Source organism: Marisediminitalea alba (assembly GCF_002993365.1).
GTDB lineage: Bacteria > Pseudomonadota > Gammaproteobacteria > Enterobacterales > Alteromonadaceae > Alteromonas > Alteromonas alba.
On record NZ_PVNP01000214.1, the window covers coordinates 16,708 to 35,763 of the forward strand.

A 19,056-nucleotide genomic window follows, 5' to 3' on the forward strand; every position below is an offset into this window, starting at 1 on the left:
TGTATCGACGGCATTTTAACGTATGCCGTAGGCTTGGACTAGAGTCGGGGCAAAAAGTTTAATTTCAATGAGACTGCGGGATATTTTCTGCGATTTTTATTATTGCAGACTCGCCGCTACTTTATATGCCCCCGGGTAGCCATTTTGTTTGAGCTCATCGAGTAACATATTGAGCTTAAAGCGGTCGGTCAGAGGCCCCAGTCGCAGCCGGTAAATATCATCAATGAGGGGAAACTCGGCAGGGACCTGATACAGCGAGGATAACCCGTCAGACAGCTTTTTGGCGCGCTCGGCATCAGATAACGCAGCGACCTGGATGTAATATCCCTGACTGCCTGCTATCTCATTCAGGCCAGCACTGTCACTTTGTTCGGTGGCCAGTGGATCCGGGCCTGTTTCAGCGGCAGTCTGACTGGCAGTTTGCAGCACGTCCTCGGCAGGTAATTCGCCAGCATAAAGCGCGTAAGGCACCGGTGGTTCGTTGCCAACGGTGACCATATCGTCACTGTCGACGTGGATAACCTCAAGTTTTACCCGGGTAGTGCCATGCTGATGAAAACCCAGTTTTTTGGCTGCCGCGTAGGATAGGTCTATGATCCGTTCAGAGTGAAACGGACCACGGTCATTTACCCGTACAATGGCCTGTTGCTGGTTATCAAGATTAGTCACTCGCACGTAGGAGGGCAGTGGCAGGGTTTTATGCGCAGCTGTCATGCCGAACATGTCATACACTTCACCGTTAGAGGTGAGGTGGCCATGAAATTTTTGACCATACCACGAGGCTTTCCCCGTGGCCGTATAGCCTTTGCCGGTTTTCAGCGGACGATAGTATTTGCCGAGCACCTCATAGGGTAGGCTGTTTTGTTCCCGGTAGGGTTCATACTTAGGCTCTGCATCTTCCATAGGCGGCTCAGGATAAACAAAATCCGGTGCAGAGTCGGTGGTCTGAGAATAGCGTGACGGTGCCTGACAGGCGCTCAGCAACAGGGTTGCAGTAAGGCTAAGTAAGAGTGTATACCGGGTCATTAGCGCGACAATAATCGTTTCTGTGTGCCGATGCCCATAAGCATGCCAAATCCGGCCAACAAAGTCACCATTGATGTGCCGCCGTAACTAACCAGCGGTAAAGGTACCCCAACCACCGGCAAAATTCCCGAAACCATGCCCATATTCACAAACACGTATACAAAGAAGGTTAGTGTAATACTGCCAGCCAGTAATTTGCTGTAAGCGTTCTGGGCACGGACCGCCAGCATCAGGCCGCGGACAATAATAAACAGATAAATTGCCAGTAACAGTAACACGCCGGTAAGGCCAAACTCTTCACTGAACACGGCAAAAATAAAATCGGTGTGGCGCTCGGGTAAGAACTCCAGCTGTGACTGAGTGCCTTGTAACCAGCCTTTGCCCTCAAGGCCGCCAGAGCCGATGGCAATTTTAGACTGGATAATGTGATAGCCGGCACCCAGCGGATCACTCTCCGGGTTCATGAAGGTGATAACCCGCTGCTTCTGATAATCCTGCATCAGGAAGAACCACATAATTGGTAAAAACGCGCCGCCGAGCCCGGCCACTATCGTGATCAGTCGCCAGCTCATGCCAGCCAGAAAAATAGCAAATACACCGGAGCTGGCAATCAGCAGGGAGGTGCCGAGATCAGGTTGTTTGGCAATTAAGATAGTGGGGATCACCACCAGCATAAAACCAATTATAATTTGCGGCAGCCGTGGTGGCAGTGTGAATTTACTGATATACCAGGCCACCATCATGGGAACCGCCAGTTTCATCGCCTCGGACGGCTGAAAACGAATAAACCCAAGATCAAGCCAGCGCTGGGCGCCTTTACCGATGTCACCAAACACCAGCACCGCTATCAGCATGAGTATCCCGGCACCATATGCGTAAATACTTAAGCGCCTGAATGCCATGGGCGGCACCTGCGCGAGCACGACCATTACGCCAATGGCAATCCCGAGGCGGACAACCTGACGTTCAATCAGTGCCATGTCCTGGCCACCCGCGGAGTAGATGGTCACCAGACCCACGCCCATCAGTACCAACAGGCCGAGTAGTAACGGCAGGTCGATATGGATCCGATCCCAAAAGCTGATGTGATTTTCTCTTAACGTGCTGCGCTTCACTGGGATAACTCTCCGTTAATCTGTTGCTCGGCGGCAAAGAGTTCCGGCTGATACAGTTTGAAATAAGCGTCCATCATAAGTCGGGCCATTGGTGCCGCATTTTTACTACCACCACCAGCGTTTTCCAGCACCACTGCCACGGTGATCTCCGGCTTATCAAAAGGTGCGTAGCCTATATACATGGCGTTGTCGCGCAGGCGTTCGTCGACTTTGTCTGCTTCATATTCCTCGCCCTGAGCGACCGAAAATAACTGGGCGGTACCGGTTTTACCGGCTGAGATGTATGGGGTATCGGCAAATGCAAAGCGGGCACCGCCAACTTCGCCGTTAACCACCTGATACATGGCGTCCTGAATTACATCCCAATTATCGCGGTTAACAATATCGATGGGGCGCAAAAATTTAAGCGGTTCAGGTTGCATGGTGCCGTCGGCCTCGCGGTAGCCCTGCAGGATCTGCGGTACAAACCGGGCACCGTAGTTAACCAGCGCATTGGTAGCGTGAACCAGTTGGATAGGGGTCGTTGTCCAGTATCCCTGGCCAATGCCTACCGCAATGGTATCGCCGATGTACCAGGGCTGATTAAAGCGGGCCCGTTTCCAGCCTCGACTTGGCATATTGGCGTCGCTTTCTTCGTATAAGTCGATGCCGGTATAATCACCAAAGCCGAACTCCGACATGTAATCACTGATTTTATCGATGCCCATTTCGTAGGCCAGATCATAAAAATACGTATCGCAGGACACCTCCACCGCGCGGGTCATATTTACCTCACCGTGGCCCCATTTACGCCAGTCGCGCCAGACATGGGAGACATTGGGCAGGCGGTACTTGCCGGTATCGGTAATTGAGTATTCAGGTGTCACCGTATCGGTTTCCAGCCCCAGTAATCCCAGCAGCGGCTTAACCGTTGAAGCCGGTGGATATTGCCCCTGGGTGGCACGGTTAATTAACGGCCGGTCCGGCGAATTAAGTAATGCCGAGTAATTTTTACTGCTGATCCCATGTACAAATAAATTGGGATCATAACTGGGATTGGAGTACATCGCCAGGATACCGCCGGTATGCGCAGAGGAAATAATGATGGTGCCGCGCTGATCTTTCAGCGCTTCCTGCGCAGCCTGCTGCAGGCGAATATCAATATTCAGAACAATATCGCGACCCGGTGTGGGCGGTTGAACATCCAGAGTGCGAATAATCCGGCCCTGACTGTTGACTTCAACCTGCTGATAACCGACTTCGCCGTGGAGAATGTCTTCGTGATATTTCTCAATGCCCAGTTTGCCAATGTCGTAGGTAGCCGCGTAGTTGGCCTCTTCCCCGGCCTCCTGGATTTTTTGCAAATCTTTTTTATTGATTTTAGACACATAGCCGAGGGCATGGGTGAGGGTTTCTTTGTACGGATAGTAACGGGCCAGGCGCGCCTCGATGGAAACGCCGGGAAAACGGTGGCTACGGCTGGCAAAGCGAGCGACTTCTTCTTCCGTTAGTCGGGTGCGCAGCGCTACAGGCTTAAAACGGCGCTGTCCGCGCAGGGACTGTTTGAAATCTTCCACCTCATCATCGGTGATCCCCATCAGCGCCTGCAAAAATATGAGAGTATGCTCGAGGTTATCAACTTTCTCGGGGATAATTTCGAGGCTGTATACCGGCCGGTTTTCTGCCAGTAATACGCCGTTACGGTCGTAGACGAGTCCACGATTAGGGGCAATGGGCAACACTTTAATCCGATTGCCGTTTGAGCGGGTCTGGTAATCCTCAAAGTGCTCTACCTGCAAAAAGTAGAGGTTACTCACAACCATAGCCAGCAGGGCAAATACTACCAGCCCGGCAATCACTGCCCGGCGGGCAAACAGGTTTGCCTCAGCCGTGTGGTCGCGAATGGTCTGACGCTTAATCGGCATGCATTATTCTCTGTGGTAGGGGTGGTTCTGGGTAACAGACCAGGCCCGGTACAGGGATTCGGCGACGATGATTCGTACCAGTGGATGCGGCAGAGTAAGAGGGGAGAGTGACCAGCGTTGTTCGGCCAGCTCACAGCATGCCGGGGCAAGGCCTTCTGGTCCACCGATGAGTAAACTGATATCGCGCCCATCCATTTTCCAGCTGTCTAACTGGCGGGCCAGCGCTGGAGTGTCCCACGGGCGGCCGGTGACTTCCAGCGTGACCACTTTATCGGACTTACCAATGGCCGCAATCATGGCTTCGCCTTCCTTTTGCAGGATGCGTTTGATATCTGCGTTTTTGCCGCGTTTACCCGGCGGGATCTCAGTAAACGTCACCGGCATATCTGCCGGAAACCTGCGCAGAAATTCATTGGTGCCGGTGCTCACCCAGTCTGGCATTTTATTACCAACTGCAATTACCTGTATGCGCACAGTTTACAAACTCCGTGTCGGCCGGGGAGTTAACCCCAAAGCTTTTCCAGCTGATAAAAATCCCGGGCTTCATCCTGCATGATATGCACAATGATATCGCCTAAGTCGACCAGTACCCAGTCACCGGTTTCCTTGCCTTCAACATTTAGCGGGGCATGACCGGCGTGCTTGGCCTCTACCTGCACGTGTTCAGCAATCGAACTGACATGGCGTTTGGAGTTACCCGAACAGATAACCATGGTATCAGTGACGGTTGATTTTCCTTTTACATTTAATTCAACGATATCCCGTCCTTTCATATCGTCAATTTTGTCTAAGACAAACGCTTTGAGTTGCTCGTGTTGCAAAAGTTCTCCTCGCTAACACCTTAAATGGTGCCGTATAACTTATGTTGTTTAATATAGTGCAGGACTGCCGGGCTAAGCCAGTCAGTCACCACACGGTCAGTTGTTTGTCCGGCAGTCAGCGCATCGCGTAATTGCGTGGAAGACACGGCATAGTCCTGACTGTCGGTATAATACACCAGCCCGGCAGGCTGGTGATAAAACGTTTCTAATTGCGTACACTGACGCTCGATGAGCCATTCGCGCAGTGTTCCATCCGGTTCGCCTGGCGAAGCAGGTCGCCGCATAACCACAATATGACAATAGTCTGTCAGTGATTGCCAATGATACCAGCTCGGCAGATTATACAGTGAATCTTCACCCAACAGAAAAAACAATGGCTCATTGCCCAGCGTGCGGCGTAAATGCTGTAGTGTCTTAACCGTGTAAGAGGGCGCTGGCAAGGATAATTCCAGTGGCTCAACATATAACGCGGGCTCATCTTCACAGGCCAGCTCAAGCATTTTTAAGCGGTGGGCAGTAGTTGTCTCAGGCGCTGTTTTATGCGGTGGTAATTTGCAAGGTAATAAAGCCAGCCGCTCAACGCCAATCTCATTAATGGCTTCCAGTCCCGCTTTTATATGGCCCTGATGCGGCGGGTTAAAGGTCCCCCCTAATAACGCTCGCATCAGAGTGTATCTGCACTTTCAGCAAATGCCATATGCGCCAGCGGCACACCGGTGAACAACAGGCATAAATGACAAAGTTTGATATATGGCCTGACTACAGAGGTTTGCTTAAACAACTGGTCGGCTTCGGTGAGCTGCTCACCAATCAGTGTCAGGTCTTGTTTGGACAACCGTTGCATTGCCTGCTGGTAATAGCCCTGGCGGTTTTTCCAGATCCCCAGCTTCGGCCAGGTGATTGTCTGACCGCTGTTTTGCAGATGATTCAGCTTCCACAGCGTCTGCCATTCCCGCACCAGTGCCCAGATGATAATGTTGGGCTCAATACCTTCACTTTCCAGTCGTTGGAGGATTTTAACGCAGCGGGTGCGATCGCCCTGGAGCATGATATCCACCAGCTGAAAAACGTTGAAACGGGACTGATCCACCAGGGCGCTGGCCAGTTTTTCTTCGTCCAGCTGTTTATCCGGGTAGGCCAGGGTGAGTTTTTCAATTTCCTGGGCGGCAGCCATCAGGTTGCCCTCACTGAAGTCAGCAATGAGTTTCACGCAGGCGGGGGTAAACTGAAAAGACTCGGATTGCAGTCGTTGCTGGATCCACTTGTGAAGCTGCGCGCCTTCCAGCGGATAGCAGATGGTGAATACACCGATGGCGTCGAGGGCTTTAAACCATTTGGTTCGCTGCACGTCCTTGCCAATTCTGCCGCCATGGATGATGAGCAGGGTATCGCTCGATAAGTTACCTGCCAGGTCTGTCAGGATACCAGCACCTTCGGTGCCAGGCTTACCCGTAGGTAATTCCAACTCGATTAACTGGCGTGCCGCAAACAGCGACATACTCTGGGTCGCATCGATTAAACGTGACCAGCTAAATTCGCCGTCAGCTACCAGCACCGTGCGCTCATCGAAGCCTTGCTGTTTGGCTGTTGCTCTTAATGCCTGCAGAATTTCAAACTTCTGCTGAGGCTCATCACCAAAGACCAGATAGCAGCCCTTAAGACCCTCTTTTAAGGTTTGCCTGAAACGATCGGGATAAACCTGCACCTGATTAAAGCCCCGCGTACTGACTGGATAACAAGCGAATGATACGGTCGGCTGCTTCCAGGCGCATTTCACTGAGCACCAGGTTCAGCTCGCGCGATTTTGCCAGCACCTGATCGGGGTCATCCTGATATTCCCGTAGTACTTCAAAAGAGGTTTTCAGTTCCTCGCCATTGGGAAACAGTACGGTATAGCGAACACCATATATCAGCTCATATTCTGCAACCTGACCGGTAGCAAATACGGACAGTAACCGGCGGTCCAGGGACTCAGGTTGCAGGCGCAGGGTAATTGTTGTGTCTTCAAGCCCCGGGGCAGCTTGCGGGCCGCCCTTGATTTGATAAACATTCATGCGATTTTCCAGCGCTCTCACCAAAGGCGCATTCTGACTGGTCGCCTGCACGTACAGGTAGTCGGTGTTGCTTGGCAGGGTTCTATCGCTGCGCAAATGAAAACCACAGCTGGCGAGAGCCAGTGTGGTTATCATCAGGATCAGACTTTTACTGATAACAGTTAATCCGCGCATTAGTTAGCCACGATATTCACCAGCTTACCGGGTACCACAATGACCTTACGGATGGTCTTGCCTTCGGTAAACTGCTGTACATTGGGCTGGTCTTTAGCCAGTTGTTCCAGCTCTTCTTTGCTGGCACTGGCTGAAACGGTAATTTTAGCCCGCAGTTTACCGTTAACCTGAACAATAATTAGCTTTTCGTCTTCAACCAATGCATCCTTATCAGCCACCGGCCATGGCGCTGTTTCGATACTGTTGGTATGGCCAAGCTTTGCCCACAGGTGATGACAGATATGCGGAGTGATTGGATTCAACAGCAACACAATGCTGTTAACCGCTTCACGCATTAAGGCGATATCCTGGCCGCTTTCCTGCGGTGCTTTTTGCAGGTGGTTAAGCAATTCCATGATTGCCGCCACCGCCGTGTTAAACGTCTGACGACGGCCCAAATCATCACTGACTTTTTCGATGGTTTTGTGCAGCTCACGGCGCAGTGCCTGCTGAGATTTATCCAGCGCTTTAACGTCCAGCTCCCCGGGGGTGCCGGCAGCAAGATGATCATTCACCAGTTTCCATACCCGACGCAGGAAGCGGTTAGCGCCTTCTACCCCTGAGTCTACCCATTCCAGCGTTTGCTCTGGTGGCGCTGCAAACATGGTAAATAAACGTACCGTATCGGCACCGTACTGATCAATAACCTGCTGCGGGTCGATACCGTTATTTTTCGACTTCGACATTTTGGTCATACCGCCATGCTGAACCGGCGTACTATCGGCGGTTAGCCAGGCTTTGACGATCCGGCCCTTGTCATCTTTTTCGGTAGATACTTCAGTGGGCGAATACCAGGTTTTCTTCCCTTTCTCGTCTTCACTGTAGTAGGAGTCAGCCAGCACCATGCCCTGACACAGCAAACGCTTGTAAGGCTCGTCAGATTCAACCAGGCCTTCATCACGTAATAATTTGTGATAGAAGCGGGAATACAACAGGTGCAGGATAGCGTGTTCGATACCGCCTACATATTGATCCACCGGCAGCCAGTAGTTAGCTTTGGCTGGATCCAGCATGGCATCATCGGTAGTCGCACAACTGTAGCGCGCGTAGTACCAGGAAGACTCCATAAAGGTGTCAAAGGTGTCGGTTTCGCGCAGCGCAGCTTCACCGTTGTAAGTCGTTTTGGCCCATTCTGGATCGGCTTTAATTGGCGAGGTCACCCCGTCCATTTCCACATCTTCAGGTAATACTACAGGCAGTTCATCAGCCGGTACCGGTACAGATTCACCGTTTTCCAGATTAAGCATAGGGATCGGCGCCCCCCAGTAACGCTGACGGCTCACGCCCCAGTCACGCAGGCGATAGTTTACCTTGCGCTGACCACAGCCCAGATCCACCAGTTTGTCGGCAATACCATTAAAGGCTGCGTCAAATTCCAGTCCGTCAAAGTCATTGGAATTAATCAATACGCCTTTTTCGGTGAAGGCTGACGCGCTCAGGTCGCACTCGACATTGCTGCCCTGTTGTGGCTCGATAACCTGCTTGATAGGTAAATCGTAGCGGGTAGCAAATTCCCAGTCTCGTTGATCGTGCCCCGGCACTGCCATTACTGCGCCTGAGCCGTAATCCATCAATACGAAGTTAGCTACCCATACTGGTAATTGCTCGCCGGTTAACGGATGAACCACGTAAAAGCCGGTGGAACAGCCTTTTTTCTCCATGGTGGCCAGCTCTGCTTCGGCGACCTTGGTGTTTTTACATTCATCGATGAATTTAGCAACGTCGGCATTGTTCTGTGCGGCGGCCTCGGCCAGCGGATGTTGTGCAGCCACGGCAACATAGGTGACACCCATAAAGGTATCCGGACGCGTGGTGTAAACGGTTAAATCGCTGACCTCATTAACCTGCTCAGCCATTTTAAAGGTAATTTCAACGCCCTCGGAGCGACCAATCCAGTTAGCCTGCATGGCCCGAACCTGTTCCGGCCAGTCTTCCAGTTGTTCGAGATCCTGTAACAGCTCTTCGGCGTAATCGGTGATTTTAATAAACCACTGCGGGATTTCTTTTTGCTCAACTACAGCGCCTGAACGCCAGCCACGGCCATCGATAACCTGTTCGTTGGCGAGTACGGTTTGGTCTACCGGATCCCAGTTAACCGTTGAATTCTTCTTGTATACCAGGCCTTTTTCATACAGGCGCGTGAAAAACCACTGCTCCCAACGATAGTAGTCTGCTTTACAGGTGGCGACCTCGCGGTCCCAGTCGTAGCCGAAGCCCAGCGACTTAAGCTGGTTTTTCATGTAGTCGATATTCGAGTAGGTCCACTTGGCCGGCGCGGTGTTGTTATTAATTGCCGCGTTTTCTGCTGGCAAACCAAAGGCATCCCAACCCATGGGTTGCAGTACATTTTTGCCCTGCATACGCTGAAAACGGCTGATTACATCACCGATGGTATAATTGCGCACGTGTCCCATGTGGAGGCGGCCACTGGGGTAGGGGAACATAGACAGGCAGTAAAACTTCTCTTTACCCGGCTCTTCTGTCACCTTAAAGGCATTGGTATCTTGCCAGTGCTGCTGCACCGCACTTTCGATTTCTTGTGGGTTGTACTGATTTTCGGCCATTTACCTGAGGCTTCCGCTTTATTTAACTTTAACAACTGTACCGGCGGCAGGTGTGAAAAAGAGTCTAAACACCACCACCAGTAGATTATGGGTATAATAACCCCATAGAATAACTTAGCGGTGGCGTATGCCACAATAGGCGGAACCGAATGAAGCGGAATATTTGGCTCAATTGACCGTAATTTAATCGTTTGCGAGGTAATTTGCCAGGCCCTGTAACTGCAAACCCTGCACCTCGGCTACCACAGGCGCCAGTTTGCTAAAGCCATCGGGTGTAAAACCCTGTACACGATAGGTCAGGGTAATCTGAGTACCATTGGACACTGACTCAAATACCCAGTCCAGCGAGCCAAACACGCCCATGCCCTGCAAGGGGCCGAGGCCGCCGGTCATTCTGAGTAATTTTAGTGGATCGACAAATACGACCTGCATGTGCTGTGCGGAGCGATTTCCTGCTACTTCACAAAAACATCCACCGGCGTTTGCCTGCAGGGTGAATTTCCCTTCTTCGCCCCACCAGCTGTGGCTTTTCGGCCACCATTTATCGATGTCATTGATAAGGGCAGTCCACACCACCTCGGCCGGTGCATCAATGTGGACCTTATTCTCGACAATAAAGCCACTGTCACTGACGGCAATGACTTCTGGTTTGGCCAAACAGGCGCTACTCAGCAGCAGGGTAAATAAGGCTATTAACTTCATTTTGGTGGTTCCGAACACGGGGCTACGAATCAATCGGTCAGGCTAGTATGGAAATTGAGCAAACACAAGTTTAGGGTTTGACAGGCAGGGGGATTCAGGATTCACTGTAGTGAGAGTAAATAAAGAAGAATATAGCTATGACCTGGGAGCGGTTACCTGCCACACAGCTCACCCCCAATATAAATCGTCGGGCCATCAATCAGGCACTAAAAGATGACGCGGCGTTAAATTCGACCTTTATAGGTCAGGAACGGGCCCGCGAGGCGCTGACGTTCGGTTTAAATATCGATTCTACCGGTTACAACCTGTATGTGATGGGTGAGCACGCTACCGGCCGCTTCACTCTGGTTAAGGAATACATCGAACGGCATGTGAGTAAACTGGCCACGCCCGATGACTGGTGTTTTATCAACAATTTCGAGGAAGAACGCGAGCCTCTGGTGCTGCGCATGCATCCTGGCGGTGCGCGGGAATTTGCCCGGGATATGGCGAATCTGGTGGACGAGTTACTCGATACCTTCCCGGCGGCCTTTGACAATCCCGGATATCAGCGTAAAAAAGCGGCAATATCCAGACATTTTGAACAAAAATACGATGAAGCCATTAACAGTGTTGAACGCTTTGCCCAGGCCAATTCAGTGGCCATGCATGAAGAGCAGGGCACCGTTAGTTTTGCTCCCATTGTTAATAATAAACCCATTGATGACAGTGAATTTGCTCAGCTCACTGAGCAGCAGCGCGAAGGCTTTTACAAATTAATTGATGAGCTGGAAAACCGGCTCAGTGAGAGTCTGCTTTCGTTACCTGTGTGGAAGCGGGAAAATTCAGAGCAGTTACGCAAGCTGAACCGGGACACCGCAGAGCACGGCATCCGGCCACTGCTTAAGGAATTGGAACATAAGTATTCTGGTGACCTCGGGGTGCTTAAACACCTGCGCCAGTTAAAGTCCCACCTGATTGAAGCGGTGATTGCTTTTCTGACCGAAGAGCCTAAAGCTGAAAAGTTGGATGAACGTGACCGCCGGGAGATCCTCGAAGAGCATTTTCTGCCAAATGTTATCTGTGCGCATAGCCTGGAAGGCGGTGCGCCGGTTGTTTATGAGCCCAATCCAACTTACCAGAATCTGTTTGGCTTAATTGAGTACACCCATTTAGGTGGGGCAATGTACACCAACTATAAGATGATCCGCCCGGGCGCACTGCACAAGGCCAACGGTGGGTACCTGCTACTCGACGCGGATCAGCTGCTACATCAGCCCTATGTATGGGAAGCACTTAAACTGGCGGTCAAGTTTGGTAAGTTAAAAATGGATTTGCCGCAACAGGATGTGGGTATGGCCAGTGCCATGACACTAATGCCCCAGGCCATCGACCTGAAAGTGAAGGTTATCCTGATGGGCTCCCGTGATCTTTACTATACCTTGCAGGATTACGACTCAGAGTTTAATGAGTTGTTTCGGGTACTGGTTGATTTTGACCATGAAATTAGTGCAACCCGGCAAAACCTGTTTGATTTTGTTGGCCGGGTGCGCAAGAAAATCATTCAGCTTGGCCTGACAGGCATTACCCAACCTGCCATGTATCGCCTGGTTGAGTATTCTTTGCGCATGGCTGAACATCAGGAAAAGCTGTCGGCACATTTTGCCGACGTCATCGAATTGCTCAATGAGGCCCATTATTTCTGCATGAAAGTGGGTGATACGCAAATAGATTTAAGTCATCTGAACTCGGCTCTGATGGCTAAAAAACGCCGCACCGGCCGTGTTAGTACCTCGTTGTTAAACGATATAAAAGAAGGCCAGGTGCTCATTGCAACCGAGGGTAAAGCTATCGGTAAGGTAAATGGCCTGACGGTAATGGATATTGGTGATACGGCGTTTGGCACGCCGGCACGGATCACTGCAACGGTTTATGCCGGTGCCAGTGGAGTGGTGGATATTGAGAGGGAAGTCGAACTGGGACAGCCGATCCACTCGAAAGGGGTAATGCTACTCACCGGTTATCTCGGTAACAAATACGCGCAGGCCTTTCCGTTAACCGTTTCCGCGAATATTGCCCTGGAGCAATCTTACGGCCATATCGACGGCGATAGCGCATCTTTAGGCGAATTGGTGGCGCTGATTTCAGCTATTACTGATATTCCTGCCCGGCAGTCGTTGGCGGTCACCGGCTCCATTAACCAGTACGGTGAAGTGCAGGCAGTGGGCGGCGTTAATGAAAAAATTGAAGGCTTCTTCGATGTTTGCCAGCATCGCGGTTTAAATGGTGAGCAGGGCGTGATTATCCCCAAATCCAATGTTCGTCACCTGGTACTCGATAAAGCCGTAGTGGATGCGGTAAAAAAAGGTCAGTTTGCTATCTACAGTGTGGAAACCGTGGATGATGCGCTTGAACTGCTGATGGAGAAAGAAGCCGGTGTCCTGTCAAGTCGTGGCCGGTATCCGAAAAATACCGTAAATGACCTGGCCGTTAAGCGCTTGTATCAGATTGCCTGTACAGTGAATGGCGCAGAAGAATAAAGCCGGCATGTTACATAGCGGGCTGGCCTGCAGCCCGATTTTTCAGCTTCAACCTTGAGTTACTTTGGTTGCATGCGTAATGCACCGTCCAGACGAATGGTTTCGCCGTTTATATAACTATTCTGGCAAATATGCTGGGCAAGATGGGCAAACTCTTCCGGGCTGCCAAGGCGGGCCGGAAAAGGCACGTTTGCACCCAGCGCGTCCTGCACCTGTTGCGGCATAGCTGTGAGTAGTGGTGTGCCCATCACGCCCGGCGCAATGCTGTTCACGCGAATTCCCAGGTTCGACAGATCCCTTGCCATTGGCAGTGTTAAGCCAATAATTGCTGCTTTACTTGCTGCGTAAGCGGTTTGGCCAATCTGGCCTTCGTAACCGGCGATGGACGCTGTGTTGATGATCACGCCGCGTTCGCCAGTGTCTGGGTGGGGAGCATTTTCTGCCATCTTCGCCGCGGCCAGCCGCGCTACGTTGTAGGTGCCACTGAGGTTAATTGACAGGGTCTGATTAAAACGCGTCAGACTGGCGGGCTCGCCCTGTTTATTGAGTAAACGCTCCGCCGGGGCGATACCGGCACAATTTACGCAAAAATGAATTGCACCAAAGCGCTCCACGGCACTGTCCAGCGCTTTACTGATGGCTTGTTCACTGGTGACATCGGCATTGATAAACAGCGTGTTGTCAGCACCTAACTCAGCTTGCTGTCTGGCGCCGGCTTCACTGTTGATATCGATAAGAACAACATTGGCGCCCATTGACACCAGCTGTTTGGCAACCGCCAGGCCCAGCCCTGAACACCCGCCGGTGATCACAGCTGTATGGTTGGCTATCTGCATTGCAACTCCGTTTATTGTTAGTAAAATGTTAAACTTATTTTACCTAACGTTTACGGAAAGGGAATGTACAGGAAGTGATGGGATAACTTATTTTGGCAACTGAATTTTACACTCTTCGCTGGGGCGATACAGAATCAGGGTGTGGCCAATTACCTGCAATTTCTCACTGGCGGTTTCGCGAATAATGGCGTCCATAATCAGCGCCTTTTCTTCACGGTCATCCGAAGGCACTTTTACCTTGATTAATTCGTGGTGGTTCAGGGCGTTGTCGATTTCGGCCAGAACACCTTCGGTTAAACCATTGCCGCCTAGCTGAACAACGGGTTTTAACGGGTGGGCGAGGCCTTTAAGGAATTGCTTTTGTTTATTTGAAAGTTTCATTATTTAAGTTTTTCTTACAATTTAAGTGCAAAGTCTGTCTTGAAAAAGCGTATTCTAACGCCATCTCGACTACAATCCTAATGAGATCTTGCGGTAAAAACAAAAAAGACGCAGCAAGTCAGGACTAACCGTTGATTAATTGAACATTTCAATTCAGTTGTTGGTTAACTTGCTTACCCGGCAAGGTGCCATTGGCGAAATACTTTTAGTCTTTGGATTGAACAGATCGTTTGCTTGAACCGTAGAAAAGTAAAACAGCTCGGTTGTGAAACGACAGCTGTGAAATGTTAGCGGGTAAGATCCCTCGGGGGATGCGTTTCACGATAACGAAGGATTTGCGCGGTAGATGACTGGAACCTGGCAACAGATTTGCAGTCTTAAAGCGTAATAGTGCAGGAAGCGATCAGGTGATTTTTTCAGCGTCATTCAAAACATCGCCTGAACCATTAGATTACGCGCATCGGATCTGCCCGGAGCGCGTTACAGAGAAGCGTATTAGGTAGCAAGCGATTATAAAGTATAGTAGGCTTAGTTATCGCGTTTTTGAGACACTCACCGGTCGTTTTTAGTGGCGCAATTTAGCGTCACATTGAGACCGGATGATTTTTACAGAGGTTAGTAGCATTGAGCGACATGGCAAAAAACTTAATCTTGTGGTTGGTGATCGCAGTAGTTTTAATGGCGGTTTTCCAAAGTTTTTCTCCCAGCGAATCTGGCCGGGCACAAACTGACTACACCACATTTCTTAAAGAAGTGAAGCAAGGCACAATTCGCGAAGTGCGGATTAGCAGCGACACAAACGAAATTCGTGGTGTTAAGCGCTCAGGCGAGACATTCAAAACGTTCATCCCGTATTTTGATGATCAGCTAATCTCTGATCTGGTCAAGCAGGACGTCCGCGTGTTGGGTGAGCCACCTGAGCAGCCGTCGATCCTGACGTCAATTTTCATTTCCTGGTTCCCAATGTTACTGCTTATCGCCGTATGGATATTCTTCATGCGACAAATGCAGGGCGGCGGCGGCCGTGGTGCAATGTCATTTGGTAAGAGCAAAGCGCGCTTACTGAGTGAAGATCAAATTAAAACGACCTTTGCCGACGTTGCTGGTTGTGACGAAGCCAAAGAAGATGTCGCCGAGTTAGTTGACTTCCTGCGCGACCCATCCAAGTTCCAGAAACTGGGCGGTAAGATTCCGAAGGGCGTATTGATGGTAGGCCCTCCTGGTACGGGTAAAACCTTGCTGGCAAAAGCGATTGCCGGTGAAGCAAAAGTACCGTTCTTTACTATCTCCGGTTCTGACTTCGTAGAAATGTTTGTCGGTGTGGGTGCATCACGGGTTCGCGATATGTTTGAACAGGCCCGTAAAGCGGCGCCTTGTATTATCTTTATCGACGAAATCGATGCCGTTGGCCGTCAGCGTGGTGCCGGTTTAGGTGGTGGTCACGACGAGCGTGAGCAAACCCTTAACCAGATGCTGGTAGAAATGGACGGCTTTGAAGGTCACGAGGGTATCATTGTTATTGCCGCGACTAACCGTCCGGATGTGCTCGACCCGGCTCTGTTGCGTCCTGGTCGCTTCGACCGTCAGGTGGTTGTTGGTCTGCCGGATATTCGTGGTCGTGAACAGATCCTTAAAGTACACGTACGTAAGGTACCGGTTGCAGACGATGTTGAACCATCGGTGATTGCCCGCGGTACACCAGGTTTCTCTGGTGCCGACCTGGCTAACCTGGTAAACGAAGCGGCACTGTTTGCTGCGCGAGCTAACCGTCGACTGGTATCGATGGAAGAGTTTGAGAAAGCCAAAGACAAAATTATGATGGGCTCTGAGCGTAAGTCCATGGTGATGTCTGAAGAAGAGAAAACCATGACGGCTTATCACGAGGCGGGTCACGCCATTGTGGGTCGTTTAGTGCCAGAGCATGATCCGGTATACAAAGTGTCTATCATTCCTCGCGGTCGCGCGTTGGGTGTTACTATGTATCTGCCGGAGCAGGATCGGGTAAGCCACACCAAGCAACACCTGGAGAGTATGATTTCCAGCTTGTTTGGCGGCCGTATTGCTGAGCAAATCATTTATGGTAACGATAAAGTGACTACCGGCGCCTCGAATGATATCGAGCGAGCCACCGATATTGCCCGTAAGATGGTGACTCAATGGGGTTTGTCAGACAAAATGGGACCAATGCTGTACGCCGAAGAAGAAGGCGAGGTGTTCCTGGGTAAATCTATGTCAAAGGCATCAAACATGTCGGATGACACTGCCCGCGCCATTGATGCAGAGATCAAGTCTGTGATCGACCGTAACTACGACCGTGCTCAGCAAATCCTCGAAGAGAACATAGATATTTTGCACTCAATGAAAGACGCACTGATGAAGTACGAAACCATTGATGCCAAGCAGATTGATGACCTGATGGCGCGTCGCGACGTGCGGCCACCAGCCGGTTGGGACGACCGTCCGTCAAGTGGCGATAAGCCAAGCGGTGGCGCACCCAGCAAAGAAGGTGAGATTACCGATGATGGTGTTGATAAGCCGTCAGTAGGAAAACCTGGTGACCTGCCGGGCTAAGCCTCGGACAATTAATTAAAAGCGCCGGTAAACCCGGCGCTTTTTTGTATTTACAGTAAGCTATTATCCGTTATGCAAATCAGATCGATAACCTTATCTACTTCTCAGCCCCAGGTGATGGGGATTTTAAATGTTACACCCGATTCCTTTTCGGATGGTGGTCAGCACAATACCCTGCAAGCTGCGCTTGAGCAGGCCCGGGCGATGGAAGAGGCCGGCGCGACGATAATTGATATTGGCGGAGAGTCCACCCGCCCGGGAGCCCCGGATGTCAGCCTTGATGAAGAGCTCGAACGGGTAGTACCGGTAGTGGAGGCCCTTCGGGCCCAATCTGATATTGTTATATCCATCGATACCAGTAAAGCGCCGGTAATGCGCGAAGCGCTGGCCGCCGGTGGCGATCTGATCAATGATGTACGGGCGTTACAGGAGACCGGCTGTCGTGAGGTGGTGGCAGAATATGGCGCACCGGTGTGCCTGATGCATATGCAGGGACAGCCCAGAACTATGCAGGCCAGTCCACATTATGAGGATTTGTTTACTGACATCGAAACCTTTTTCACCCGGCAAATTGCAGCTTGCGAAGCGGCTGGTATCAGTCGGGATAAAATCCTCCTTGACCCGGGGTTTGGCTTCGGTAAGACTCAGGAACACAACTATCAGTTATTAAATGAACTTGAGCGATTTCACCAGTTTAATATGCCGTTACTGGTGGGTATGTCGCGCAAATCCATGATAGGGAATTTAACCGGTCAGCCGGTGGATAAAAGGCTGGCAGGAAGTTTAGCAGTGGCAACCATTGCGGCGCTGAAAGGCGCACAAATAATAAGAGTACACGACGTCGAGGAAACTGCCGATGTTGTGAAAGTCGCCAGCTATATGAATACATTATAATTAGGAAATACGTTATGGGCGCGAGAAAATATTTTGGTACTGATGGTATCCGCGGCAAAGTGGGTGAAAGTGCCATTAACCCGGAATTTGTCATTAAACTGGGTTGGGCGGCAGGCAAGGTGCTGGCCGGCCATGGTACTAATAAGGTACTGATAGGTAAGGACACCAGAATCTCCGGTTATATGCTGGAATCAGCCCTTGAAGCAGGCCTGTCGGCGGCCGGTATCAATAGTGGTTTACTGGGGCCAATGCCAACCCCGGCCATTGCCTACCTGACTAAAACGTTTCGCTCTGAAGCAGGCATTGTGATCAGTGCCTCGCACAATCCTTATTATGATAACGGTATTAAGTTTTTCTCTTCTGACGGCTTTAAGCTCGATGATGACATTGAAATAGCCATTGAAGAGATGATGGATAAACCAATGACCTGTGTCGCATCGAATAAACTGGGTAAAGCCACCCGGATTAATGATGCAGCAGGCCGTTATATCGAATACTGCAAAGGTACCTTTCCGTCTGAGTTATCCCTGCAGGCGCTCAAAGTCGTGGTAGATTGTGCTCATGGCGCTACGTATCACATTGCGCCGAATGTACTGGCTGAGCTTGGTGCCGAGGTTATTGAACTGGGTACTAAACCCAACGGCCTGAATATTAACGAAGGCGTTGGCGCCACCAGTATGCGCTCAACGGTTGAGGCCGTGCTGGAACACAAAGCCGATTTAGGCTTTGCCCTGGATGGCGATGGTGATCGTATCATGATGGTGGATCATCTGGGCAATGTCATTGATGGCGACCAGGTGTTATTCATTATTGCTCGCGACGCGTTAAAAGGCGGCCGTCTCAATGGCGGTGGTGTAGTAGGAACCCTGATGAGTAACCTTGGCCTTGAGATAGCGCTGAATAAGCTGGGCGTGCCTTTTGAACGTTCTAAAGTCGGTGACCGCTATGTAATGGAATTGCTGCAGCAGAAAAACTGGACCATCGGCGGTGAAAACTCAGGGCACGTGCTTAACCTCAACCTGGCGTCTACCGGCGACGGGATTATTGCCGGCCTGCAGGTTATTTCTGCCATGCTGCGCGCCAATATGACATTGCACGATTTAGCCAGTGGTTTTGAAAAATTCCCACAAACGCTGGTCAACGTCCGGTTTGAAAACGCCGATAGCGATCCGTTAAACAGCGATGAGGTACTAACGGCGAAAGCAGAAGCCGAAAGTGCACTGGGTAAACAGGGCCGCGTGTTGTTACGCAAGAGTGGTACTGAACCGTTAATTCGGGTTATGGTTGAGTCAGATGATGAACTGGCTTCTACGACCTGGGCGGAGAAAATCGCCGATGCTGTTCGTAATGTGTCCAGTTAGTCTGTTTTAGCTCAATATTTTGCGGTTTTTTACTTGTATAATCGTAAGGGAATAGTTAATATCACGCCCGCTTTGACGCCGGGATGAAGTCAAAC

Annotated in this window: 16 protein-coding genes; 4 read left to right on the forward strand and 12 right to left on the reverse strand. The window is 50.8% G+C overall.

The window, feature by feature from the left end:
• Positions 1–99: 99 nt before the first annotated feature.
• From C6Y40_RS23415 to C6Y40_RS23460, 10 genes are all read right to left on the reverse strand, one after another.
• Entirely contained in the window at positions 100–1,026 is a 927-nt protein-coding gene (locus C6Y40_RS23415; protein ID WP_105936803.1) for a septal ring lytic transglycosylase RlpA family protein, read from the reverse strand.
• Positions 1,026–2,141 (reverse strand): rod shape-determining protein RodA, encoded by a 1,116-nt coding sequence (rodA, locus tag C6Y40_RS23420; protein ID WP_105936804.1) that lies wholly within the window; start codon positions 2,139–2,141, stop codon positions 1,026–1,028. Before rodA ends, C6Y40_RS23415 begins: the two co-directional genes overlap by 1 nt.
• Positions 2,138–4,045 (reverse strand): penicillin-binding protein 2, encoded by a 1,908-nt coding sequence (gene mrdA / locus C6Y40_RS23425; protein ID WP_105936805.1) that lies wholly within the window; start codon positions 4,043–4,045, stop codon positions 2,138–2,140. The genes rodA and mrdA overlap by 4 nt, the downstream gene beginning before the upstream one ends.
• 3 nt (positions 4,046–4,048) lie before the next feature.
• Positions 4,049–4,519 (reverse strand): 23S rRNA (pseudouridine(1915)-N(3))-methyltransferase RlmH, encoded by a 471-nt coding sequence (rlmH, locus tag C6Y40_RS23430; protein WP_105936806.1) that lies wholly within the window; start codon positions 4,517–4,519, stop codon positions 4,049–4,051.
• 29 nt (positions 4,520–4,548) lie between these two features.
• Positions 4,549–4,866, reverse strand: coding sequence for a ribosome silencing factor (rsfS, locus tag C6Y40_RS23435; RefSeq protein WP_105936807.1), 318 nt, complete (start codon positions 4,864–4,866; stop codon positions 4,549–4,551).
• A 20-nt stretch (positions 4,867–4,886) separates the two neighbouring features.
• Positions 4,887–5,531 carry a nicotinate-nucleotide adenylyltransferase gene (nadD, locus tag C6Y40_RS23440; protein WP_105936808.1) on the reverse strand — a complete coding sequence of 215 codons (645 nt, stop codon included), beginning with the start codon at positions 5,529–5,531 and terminating at the stop codon, positions 4,887–4,889.
• Positions 5,531–6,571 (reverse strand): DNA polymerase III subunit delta, encoded by a 1,041-nt coding sequence (holA, locus tag C6Y40_RS23445; RefSeq protein ID WP_105936809.1) that lies wholly within the window; start codon positions 6,569–6,571, stop codon positions 5,531–5,533. Before holA ends, nadD begins: the two co-directional genes overlap by 1 nt.
• Positions 6,572–6,575: 4 nt before the next feature.
• Positions 6,576–7,094 carry an LPS-assembly lipoprotein LptE gene (locus tag C6Y40_RS23450; RefSeq protein WP_105936810.1) on the reverse strand — a complete coding sequence of 173 codons (519 nt, stop codon included), beginning with the start codon at positions 7,092–7,094 and terminating at the stop codon, positions 6,576–6,578.
• Entirely contained in the window at positions 7,094–9,697 is a 2,604-nt protein-coding gene (gene leuS / locus C6Y40_RS23455; RefSeq protein ID WP_105936811.1) for a leucine--tRNA ligase, read from the reverse strand. The genes C6Y40_RS23450 and leuS overlap by 1 nt, the downstream gene beginning before the upstream one ends.
• 183 nt (positions 9,698–9,880) lie before the next feature.
• Positions 9,881–10,399, reverse strand: coding sequence for an SRPBCC family protein (locus C6Y40_RS23460; RefSeq protein WP_105936812.1), 519 nt, complete (start codon positions 10,397–10,399; stop codon positions 9,881–9,883).
• 137 nt (positions 10,400–10,536) lie between these two features.
• Between C6Y40_RS23460 and C6Y40_RS23465 the strand changes: the two genes are divergently transcribed.
• Complete coding sequence (locus C6Y40_RS23465; RefSeq protein WP_105936813.1) at positions 10,537–12,918, forward strand: Lon protease family protein; 2,382 nt, start codon at positions 10,537–10,539, stop codon at positions 12,916–12,918.
• A gap of 59 nt (positions 12,919–12,977) precedes the next feature.
• Here C6Y40_RS23465 and C6Y40_RS23470 read toward each other — a convergent pair whose 3' ends face one another.
• Positions 12,978–13,754 carry an SDR family NAD(P)-dependent oxidoreductase gene (locus C6Y40_RS23470; RefSeq protein WP_105936814.1) on the reverse strand — a complete coding sequence of 259 codons (777 nt, stop codon included), beginning with the start codon at positions 13,752–13,754 and terminating at the stop codon, positions 12,978–12,980.
• Positions 13,755–13,841: 87 nt separating this feature from the next.
• Positions 13,842–14,135 carry a ribosome assembly RNA-binding protein YhbY gene (yhbY, locus tag C6Y40_RS23475; protein ID WP_105936815.1) on the reverse strand — a complete coding sequence of 98 codons (294 nt, stop codon included), beginning with the start codon at positions 14,133–14,135 and terminating at the stop codon, positions 13,842–13,844.
• A gap of 624 nt (positions 14,136–14,759) precedes the next feature.
• Here yhbY and ftsH point away from each other — a divergent pair.
• The 3 genes from ftsH (at position 14,760) to glmM (ending at position 18,961) form a co-directional block, all read left to right on the forward strand.
• The gene (ftsH, locus tag C6Y40_RS23480) at positions 14,760–16,706 is read left to right on the forward strand and encodes an ATP-dependent zinc metalloprotease FtsH (RefSeq protein WP_105936816.1); all 1,947 of its coding nucleotides are present in this window, start codon (positions 14,760–14,762) and stop codon (positions 16,704–16,706) included.
• A 72-nt stretch (positions 16,707–16,778) separates the two neighbouring features.
• Positions 16,779–17,600 carry a dihydropteroate synthase gene (gene folP / locus C6Y40_RS23485; protein ID WP_105936817.1) on the forward strand — a complete coding sequence of 274 codons (822 nt, stop codon included), beginning with the start codon at positions 16,779–16,781 and terminating at the stop codon, positions 17,598–17,600.
• A 14-nt stretch (positions 17,601–17,614) separates the two neighbouring features.
• Positions 17,615–18,961: a phosphoglucosamine mutase gene (glmM, locus tag C6Y40_RS23490; protein ID WP_105936818.1), complete on the forward strand. Its 1,347-nt coding sequence runs from the start codon at positions 17,615–17,617 to the stop codon at positions 18,959–18,961.
• The last annotated feature ends 95 nt before the right edge of the window (positions 18,962–19,056 follow it).